Consider the following 8564-nt stretch of genomic DNA (forward strand, 5'->3'; position numbering starts at 1 on the left):
AACTGATAACTGATAACTGATAACTGATAACTGATAACTGATAACTGATAACTGATAACTGATAACTGATAACTGATAACTGATAACTGATAACTGATAACTGATAACTGATCAATGAGTGAAACAACATATTTTGGACGAGTAATTACGGCGATGGTGACTCCCTTCACCGTCGAGGGTCAAGTTAATTATGCCCTGGTGGAAAAATTGGCCGATTATCTAGTTACTCACGGTAGCGATGGTATAGTGGTCTGTGGGACGACGGGAGAATCACCCACCCTAAGTTGGCAGGAAGAATACGAACTATTTAGTATTGTCAAAAAAGCGGTTAATGGTCGGGGAAAAGTGATCGCTGGGACGGGTTCTAATTCCACTTCCGAAGCGATCGAAGCTACCCAACAGGCTGCTAAACTGGGTTTAGATGGTTCTTTACAAGTGGTTCCCTACTACAATAAACCACCCCAAGAGGGTTTATACGAGCATTTTCTGACCATTGCCAAAGCTTGTCCCGATCTGCCGGTGATGCTTTATAATATCCCCGGTCGTACGGGTCAAAATATGACCCCGGAAACGATTATTAAACTGGCAGCAGTTGATAATATTGTGGCGGTAAAAGAAGCTAGTGGTAATTTAGAACAAACCTGCAAGATTTACTGTCATACTCCTGAAAATTTCGCTATTTATTCCGGCGATGATTTTCTCACCTTACCCCTGATGACCTGTGGTGCGGTGGGGGTGGTCAGTGTTGCTAGTCATCTGGTGGGAGAAGAAATCCAAGGGATGATTCAAGCTTTATTAACCGGAGATGCGGCCAAAGCGATCGAGATTAACTTGAAATTATTTCCCCTGTTTAAAGGTTTATTCTGTGCCACTAATCCAATTCCAATTAAAGCGGCCTTAAATCTAGTCGGTTGGGAAGTGGGGGGATTGCGATCTCCTTTATGTTCCTTAAGTACCGAACTAGAAGAAGGATTAGCAAAAATTATGCAAGAATTGGCTTTAATCTAGAAAAATACTAGAAATTCTTGCCCACTAAACTGGGATTTTTCGAGAAAGTAGGTTATAATATTAATAGCTTAACTAGAAAAGAAATATAGTTTAGAACTGCTAGAAAGTATTGATACTAAGTGAATTTAGCTAGGTGTTATTTCCCTAGTTCGACTTATTCTAACTATTCATTTTTTGAGATTTCCCGTCCAAAAAAACCACCTGAAAAATCACCATAACTTACCATCAAAGGACACCTAATGAATCAAGATAAAACCCAAGCAAAACTAAAGATCATTCCCCTAGGAGGACTACACGAAATCGGCAAAAACACCTGTGTTTTTGAGTACGATGATGAGATTATTCTCTTGGATGCTGGTTTAGCTTTTCCTTCCGATGATATGCACGGGGTCAATGTAGTGCTTCCCGATATGACTTATCTAAGAGAAAATCGCCATAAAATTAAGGGTATGATCGTCACCCACGGTCACGAAGATCATATCGGTGGCATTCCCTACCATCTCAAACAATTTGATGTGCCAATTATCTACGGTCCGCGCCTAGCGATGGCTTTATTGCGGGATAAATTGGAAGAAGCAGGATTAGCAAATCGTACCAAATTAGAAACCGTAGTTCCCCGGCAAATGGTGCGTTTAGGTAAATCTTTCATGGTGGAATATATCCGCAATACCCACTCGATCGCCGATAGTTTTTGTGTAGCAATTCACACTCCTTTAGGGGTAGTTATTCACACAGGAGATTTTAAAATTGACCATACTCCCGTGGATGGCGAATTCTTTGATCTGCAAAAAATTGCCGAACATGGCGAGAAAGGGGTGCTATGTTTATTGAGTGATTCCACTAACGCGGAAGTCCCCGGTTATACTCCTTCAGAAGCTTCCGTTTATCCCGGTTTAGAGCGGGTTTTTAACCAAGCAACGGGACGGATTATGATCACTACCTTTGCCTCTTCGGTGCATCGGATTAATCTGGTGTTGAAATTGGCCCAGAAATTTAACCGGAAAGTGGTGGTAGTGGGTCGATCGATGTTAAATGTCATCGCTCATGCGCGCAATTTGGGGTATATAAAATGTCCCGATGATCTGTTTGAACCCTTGAAAGCGACCCGCAATTTAGCCGATGATAAAATCGTCATTTTAACCACAGGCTCCCAGGGGGAACCTTTAGCGGCCATGACGCGGATTTCTAAGGGTGAACATCCTCATATTCGCGTGCGTCAGGGGGATACGATTGTCTTTTCCGCTAATCCGATTCCGGGTAATACGATCGCTGTGGTCAATACAATTGATCGCCTGATGATGCAGGGTGCTAACGTAGTTTACGGACGCGATAAGGGAATTCACGTTTCCGGCCATGGTTCCCAAGAAGACCATAAATTGATGCTATCTTTGACCCGGCCGAAGTTTTTTGTGCCAGTGCATGGAGAACACCGAATGCTGGTCAAACACGCTCAGATGGCCCAAAGTATGGGTATTGCTGCCGAAAATATGGTGATTGTCAAAAATGGTGACACGATCGAGTTAACTGGTGATCGCATTGCTATCGGCGCGCCAGTGCCTTCAGGAATCGAGTTAGTCGATCAAGCGGGTGTGGTCCACGAACACATTATGCAGGAAAGACAACAGTTAGCCGAAGATGGTGTGATTACGATCGCATCCTTCGTCAACGGTGAGGGACAATTAAGCGCACCCCCAGAGATTAATTTGCGCGGTGTGGTGACAAAAGTGGAAATCTCGCTGCTGAATCAGCTAATTATTCGGGCGATCGAACGCTGTTTAAGCGATCGCATCGGTGAATTTAAAACCGCCACGGGGGCCACGGATTGGGCCGGTTTGCGGGCCGAAATCGAGACAACTTTGCAACGTTTAATCAAACGGGAGTTACAGAGTCAACCCCTAGTGATTTTCCTCCTACAAGCGGCGGCAACGGAACCAGCGAACAATCGTACTTATCGCCGCCGTCGTCCCGCAGCTACCATGGCCTCCTAATATCAGTGAGCAGTGAGCAGTAATCAGTAATCAGTGATCAGTAAACAGTGAAAAGATGGCAAGAAACTGCTATTTAATACTGGTCACTTAACACATACTGCTCACTTAAAACTCAAATCTGATAACTGTTAACTTACCCACTGATAACTGATAACTGATAACTGATAACTGATCATGTTCCATGCTGCCGATTTGCGAGCGCTGCTGACCGCGGTTGCCAGGGGAGAAATTAACCCGGAGACAGCCTTAGATAAACTTAAACATCTGGCCTTTGAACCGGTGGAAGACTTCGCTAAGATTGACCATCATCGTCAATTAAGAACGGGATTTCCGGAGGTTATCTGGGGGCCGGGTAAAACCACCGCTCAAATCGCCCAAATTATCAATGTTTTGCGTCAAAATAGTCCCGTGGTTATGGCCACCCGCATTGAAGCAGAGATAGCAGCCCAGCTACAGGAACAGGTGACAGACTTAGTTTATTATCCCTTAGCCCGCATCTGTGCCATTGCCTCAGCTGCCCCAGAAAATCCCCCAAAAGGGATAATTTCCATCCTAACGGCGGGAACTGCCGATATTCCCGTAGCGGAGGAGGCGGCGGTTACTGCTCAATTATGCGGTTTTTCCGTGCAGCGTCTCTGGGATGTGGGAGTAGCGGGAATTCATCGCCTCTTGAATCATCGCCATCTACTGGATGCTGCCGATGTGTTAATTGTTGTTGCGGGAATGGAAGGAGCCTTACCAAGTGTGGTAGCGGGATTAGTCGATCGCCCGGTGATCGCCGTTCCCACCAGTATCGGTTACGGAACCAGTTTCGGTGGTATTGCTCCTTTGTTAACTATGCTCAATTCCTGCGCGGTCGGTATCGGTGTGGTTAATATCGATAATGGTTTTGGGGCTGCCATGTTAGCCGGCCAAATTTTACGCACGGCGGCCAGATTAGCCTAGATTTTCCCTCATCTCAGGCTGAAAATCCTATACAGTTGGTATAGGGATAAACTACTTTGAAAAAGAAGCCGATATGCACCTAAGTGAAATTACTCATCCCAACCAGTTACATGGTTTATCACTCCGTCAATTAGAAGATATTGCCCGTCAGATTCGCGAAAAACACCTCCAGACGATCGCCGCTACCGGTGGACATTTGGGACCGGGGTTAGGAGTCGTAGAACTAACGATCGCCCTTTACCAAACCCTCGATCTCGATCGCGATAAAGTTCTTTGGGACGTGGGACACCAAGCTTATCCGCACAAACTCCTCACCGGTCGCTATAACGATTTTCACACCCTGCGCCAAAAAAACGGCATTGCGGGCTATCTAAAACGTTGCGAGAGCAAATTTGACCATTTTGGGGCTGGACACGCCTCTACGAGCATTTCTGCGGGGTTAGGAATGGCTTTAGCCCGGGATGCCAAGGGGGAAGATTTCAAGGTGGTATCGATCATCGGGGATGGTGCTTTAACCGGGGGTATGGCCCTAGAAGCGATTAACCATGCTGGACATTTACCGAACACCAACATCATGGTTATCCTCAACGATAACGAGATGTCCATTTCCCCCAACGTCGGGGCAATTTCCCGCTATCTCAATAAAGTTCGTCTGAGCGAACCCGTCCAGTTTATCGCCGATAATCTCGAAGAACAATTTAAAAATCTACCCTTCTTCGGTGATTCCCTCACTCCGGAAATGGAACGAGTCAAAGAAGGAATGAAACGGTTAGCAGTTCCCAAAGTTGGCGCAGTGATTGAGGAATTGGGCTTTAAATATTTTGGACCGATTGATGGTCATAATATTCCCGAATTAATCGCCACTTTTAAACAGGCCCATAAGGTCCACGGACCGGTTTTCGTCCACGTTGCCACCGTTAAAGGCAAAGGCTACGAATTAGCCGAAAAAGATCAAGTGGGTTATCATGCCCAAAATCCCTTTAATTTAGCCACGGGTAAACCGATTCCCTCCAGTAAACCGAAACCTCCGGCTTATTCTAAAGTTTTCGGGCATACTCTCACTAAATTGGCGGAAAATGACCCGCGCATTATCGGTATCACCGCCGCCATGGCCACGGGGACGGGATTAGATAAATTTCAGGCAAAACTACCGAAACAGTACATCGATGTGGGAATTGCCGAACAACACGCCGTTACCCTCGCTGGTGGTCTTGCTTGCGAAGGAATGCGCCCGGTTGTCACTATTTACTCTACTTTCCTGCAGCGGGCTTTTGATCAGATTATTCACGATATCTGCATTCAAAATCTACCGGTTTTCTTCTGCATGGACCGGGCCGGTATTGTCGGGGCCGATGGACCGACCCACCAAGGGATGTACGATATCGCCTACCTGCGTTGTATCCCCAATATGACCATTATGGCCCCGAAAGATGAGGCGGAACTGCAAAGAATGGTCGTAACCGGGATTAATCATACCAGCGGCCCCATTGCCATGCGTTACCCCCGGGGCAACGGTTTAGGGGTTCCCCTGATGGAAGAAGGTTGGGAAGCTTTACCCATCGGTAAGGGCGAAATTCTCCGCAGTGGCGATGATATTCTCCTGTTAGGATACGGCACTATGGTCAACACTTCCCTACAGGTGGCCGAAATCCTCAGCGAACACGGCATCGAAGCCACAGTGGTTAATGCTCGTTTTGTCAAGCCCCTTGATACAGAACTTATCTTTCCCCTTGCCCAACGTCTTGGTAAAGTGGTGACTTTAGAAGAAGGTTGTTTGATGGGTGGTTTTGGTTCTGCGGTTTTGGAAGCTTTACAGGATGCTAATATTCTAGTTCCAGTCAAACGTTTCGGGGTTCCCGATAAATTAGTGGACCACGCAACACCGGAGCAATCCTTCGCTGATTTGGGTTTAACCAGTCCCCAGATTGCCCAACAGGTTTTAGCGGCATTTTTTAGCCAAAAACAAACCGCTAACGTCGGTTAAAATCTCAAGATTAGCTTGTCCAGTTTTCCCGAAAAATCAGGGAAGACTGGCTTTTTTGGTCTAGATAGTCAATGAAGACTGCCGGCAATAAATAGTGAGGGGAACGAACCACAGAGACACAAAGATCGATGGGTACTATATAAGTCAAACTTATCACACAAAGAATAAGAGAGTCCAGTAGCTTTAAGAGCATCAGCCATGAGTTGGTCATCAATGACAGTGTTAGTTCTCATGGTATCCCTAGTTGTGTATAGTAGATTAAACCTCTTGCATAATTAATTTTTGAGGGTTCAAAAATGAGAAAAAAGGTTAAATTTTGTCAAGAAATTGCTTAAAGTTTTCTAAAGCCACTTGACTTAAAGACAGAATTGTGTACAATCGTTCATCGGTAATTTTACCCGGAGTGCTGTGTATGGTTTCATCAGTTCATCTTATGGCTTCTGGCGTTGAAACAGATTTTGTTTTAAAGCTAACCTTTGAGCAAGAGCAGAATGGGAGGATATATCAACCATGTTAAGCACTGATCTAGAGATAAGACTAGCAGCTTTAGAAGCTGAAGTAGCACTGCTTAAGCGTTTGCTACCTACTGTCAGCGAAACTCCCTGGTGGGAAAAAATTGTCGGCACTTTTGCTGAAGATCTGGCTTACGAAGAGGCAATGCAGTTTGGTCAAGAGTACCGTCAGTCCCTAAAACCATTAGCCGAGGAAGCATCCGAACCCTGAAATGTATCTCCTTGACACCGATCATATTAGTATTCTCGATCGCGGGGGTCAACCGGCACAACAATTGCTGAAAAAACTGGCTGCTATTACGAGCAGCGAAGTTGCCACCACAATTATCACCTACGAAGAACAAATGCGGGGATGGCTCAGTTACCGAAAAATTGGGTTTAAAGCCTCGCCCTTTTAAGGCGACTTTATATGATCTATGATATTAAGAATAGCGGGCAGGGTAAGCAACCGCTTAAAAAACCCAGTCATCGCCGGATGAACGCACCTTGAAAACTAGAGTTATGAGGTTCTATGGGGGAATGCTCCTATAGGTAAAAGCTCTAAGCGTCAACTACCAGAGAAACCAAGTATTTTAGAGGTTTTGAACTGTATCGTGGGGCACACGAAAACAGGCTTCTGTAAGGTCGCGAAAGTCTGAGGAGAGAACCACCTCTGGGTTGGATTTCGCCAGGAATCTAATTCAAGTGGACTCGTTGAGCCAGAAATTCTCAGCAGTGATGCTAGAAGAATCCACGTCGTAAACGGCGTGGGGTACGTCAAATAGCCAAGACCAGTTCGATTGAAACCCAAGTTGTTGCCTATCGAAGGCTAGAAAAGCACCTCGCTAATTATCGCACGATTCCCATTGTCGGCTTTGATGAAAAGGCAGGTCAAGTTTTTCAAGAACTTCGGGTAACTTACCCTCGTTTGGATTCGATGGATTTGAAGATTGCTGCTATCTCAATGGTTAATCCGGCTATCCTGCTGACGAGAAATCTCTCAGATTTTGGGCAAATTGCCGGTTTAAGAGCAGAAGATTGGACGATTACAGGCAACTGAATTACCTATGGAAAACCAACTTTGGCAGCGAATCACCCCCAGAGATAATTTATGTTTGTTTTTATAAATGCACGTCATCAGCTATCGAAGACTACGAGAATTTACGAATAAACACGCTGATTCCCGAATAGCTTTAGAGAATTGGTATAAAATTGCCAGTAAAGCGATTTGGTATAATTTAGTTGAGGTTCAAACAGTATTTCCCCAAGCAGAAGCAGTTGGTAACTTTACTGTTTTTAACATTAAAGGGAATAGTTATCGTCTCATAACCAGTATCGATTATCAGAAGCGGCTAATTTATATCAAGTATGTTTTAACTCACGCTGAATACGATAAGGAGCAATGGAAAAATGACCCTTACTTTTAATCCAGAAAAATACAAAGAATTACTAGCTCGCCATTTACCTAAAGTTATTAAAACAGAGTCAGAAAATGAAAAAGCTTTGGCTATTGTGGAAGAATTAATGCACCGTCAGCAGCGAACTCCCGAAGAAGATCAACTTTATGAGCTTCTAATTTTTTTAATTGGGAATTTTGAAAAAAGCTTTTATCTACAGGAATCAACCACACCTCATTCTATGTTATTGTTTTTGATGGAACAGCAAGGCGTTAATAAGAAAGACATAGCCAGAATCCTTGGCTCTGACAAAATTGCCTCTAGTTTAATTGAAGGAAAAGGGTCAATTACCCAAGAACAGGCGAAATTATTAGGACATTTCTTTCATGTAGATTATAGTTTGTTGATGTAGATACGATCCCCTTTATTTCGTTAAGCTGTTAAAATTGCCAAAACCAGCCAAAACTCTTCACTGTTTCCTTGACTCAACTAGCTTGTCGGTTGAGTTGAGCGCTTTAATATTTAGGGTTTGCTGAAAAAGTTTGTTGGTGGGGTTAGGAGTCAGGAGTCGGTCGTCAGTAGCCGGTCGTTTCAGGCTTTGTTGCCCTCTTTTTTTTGTACCAGTTTATGTACTAAAAGAAGAATAATGCCAGGTTTTTGAAGGTCTTAATCCTATTTTCGCAGCATGAACATCGGATTTTAACAGGTCAAAAGCCTTATTTTAAAAGGGTTTTACCATTATTCAGCAAGC

General features: G+C 44.4%; 10 protein-coding genes. 9 read left to right on the plus strand and 1 reads right to left on the minus strand.

What is annotated here, in order from left to right; all coding sequences use genetic code 11:
* Positions 1 to 114 precede the first annotated feature (114 nt).
* The 4 genes from dapA to dxs all read left to right on the plus strand — a co-directional run bounded on the left by dapA (position 115) and on the right by dxs (position 5925).
* A complete protein-coding gene (gene dapA, locus IM456_RS02345) occupies positions 115 to 1008 on the plus strand; it encodes a 4-hydroxy-tetrahydrodipicolinate synthase (protein WP_149987941.1) in 894 nt (297 codons plus the stop codon).
* Positions 1009 to 1247: 239 nt separating this feature from the next.
* Complete coding sequence (locus IM456_RS02350; RefSeq protein WP_287692618.1) at positions 1248 to 2996, plus strand: ribonuclease J; 1749 nt, start codon at positions 1248 to 1250, stop codon at positions 2994 to 2996.
* Positions 2997 to 3170: 174 nt separating this feature from the next.
* Complete coding sequence (gene larB / locus IM456_RS02355; protein ID WP_149987939.1) at positions 3171 to 3941, plus strand: nickel pincer cofactor biosynthesis protein LarB; 771 nt, start codon at positions 3171 to 3173, stop codon at positions 3939 to 3941.
* A 73-nt stretch (positions 3942 to 4014) separates the two neighbouring features.
* The gene (dxs, locus tag IM456_RS02360) at positions 4015 to 5925 is read left to right on the plus strand and encodes a 1-deoxy-D-xylulose-5-phosphate synthase (protein WP_149987938.1); all 1911 of its coding nucleotides are present in this window, start codon (positions 4015 to 4017) and stop codon (positions 5923 to 5925) included.
* 68 nt (positions 5926 to 5993) lie between these two features.
* Here the strand turns inward: dxs and IM456_RS23180 are convergent, their stop codons facing one another.
* Complete coding sequence (locus IM456_RS23180; protein ID WP_353737708.1) at positions 5994 to 6158, minus strand: type II toxin-antitoxin system VapB family antitoxin; 165 nt, start codon at positions 6156 to 6158, stop codon at positions 5994 to 5996.
* A 277-nt stretch (positions 6159 to 6435) separates the two neighbouring features.
* On the opposite strand from IM456_RS23180, the gene IM456_RS02365 reads away from it, so the two are divergent.
* The 5 genes from IM456_RS02365 to IM456_RS02385 all read left to right on the plus strand — a co-directional run bounded on the left by IM456_RS02365 (position 6436) and on the right by IM456_RS02385 (position 8225).
* Complete coding sequence (locus IM456_RS02365) at positions 6436 to 6648, plus strand: hypothetical protein (RefSeq protein WP_287692614.1); 213 nt, start codon at positions 6436 to 6438, stop codon at positions 6646 to 6648.
* 1 nt (position 6649) lies between these two features.
* Positions 6650 to 6835 (plus strand): type II toxin-antitoxin system VapC family toxin, encoded by a 186-nt coding sequence (locus IM456_RS02370; protein WP_287692612.1) that lies wholly within the window; start codon positions 6650 to 6652, stop codon positions 6833 to 6835.
* Positions 6836 to 7353: 518 nt separating this feature from the next.
* A complete protein-coding gene (locus IM456_RS02375) occupies positions 7354 to 7476 on the plus strand; it encodes a PIN domain-containing protein (RefSeq protein WP_287692610.1) in 123 nt (40 codons plus the stop codon).
* Between the two features lie 67 nt (positions 7477 to 7543).
* Entirely contained in the window at positions 7544 to 7843 is a 300-nt protein-coding gene (locus IM456_RS02380; RefSeq protein WP_287692609.1) for a type II toxin-antitoxin system HigB family toxin, read from the plus strand.
* Positions 7827 to 8225 (plus strand): helix-turn-helix domain-containing protein, encoded by a 399-nt coding sequence (locus IM456_RS02385; RefSeq protein WP_149987936.1) that lies wholly within the window; start codon positions 7827 to 7829, stop codon positions 8223 to 8225. The genes IM456_RS02380 and IM456_RS02385 overlap by 17 nt, the downstream gene beginning before the upstream one ends.
* Positions 8226 to 8564: the final 339 nt, after the last annotated feature.

The organism is Microcystis sp. M079S1, from assembly GCF_020246425.1.
GTDB classification, from domain to species: Bacteria; Cyanobacteriota; Cyanobacteriia; order Cyanobacteriales; family Microcystaceae; genus Microcystis; species Microcystis aeruginosa.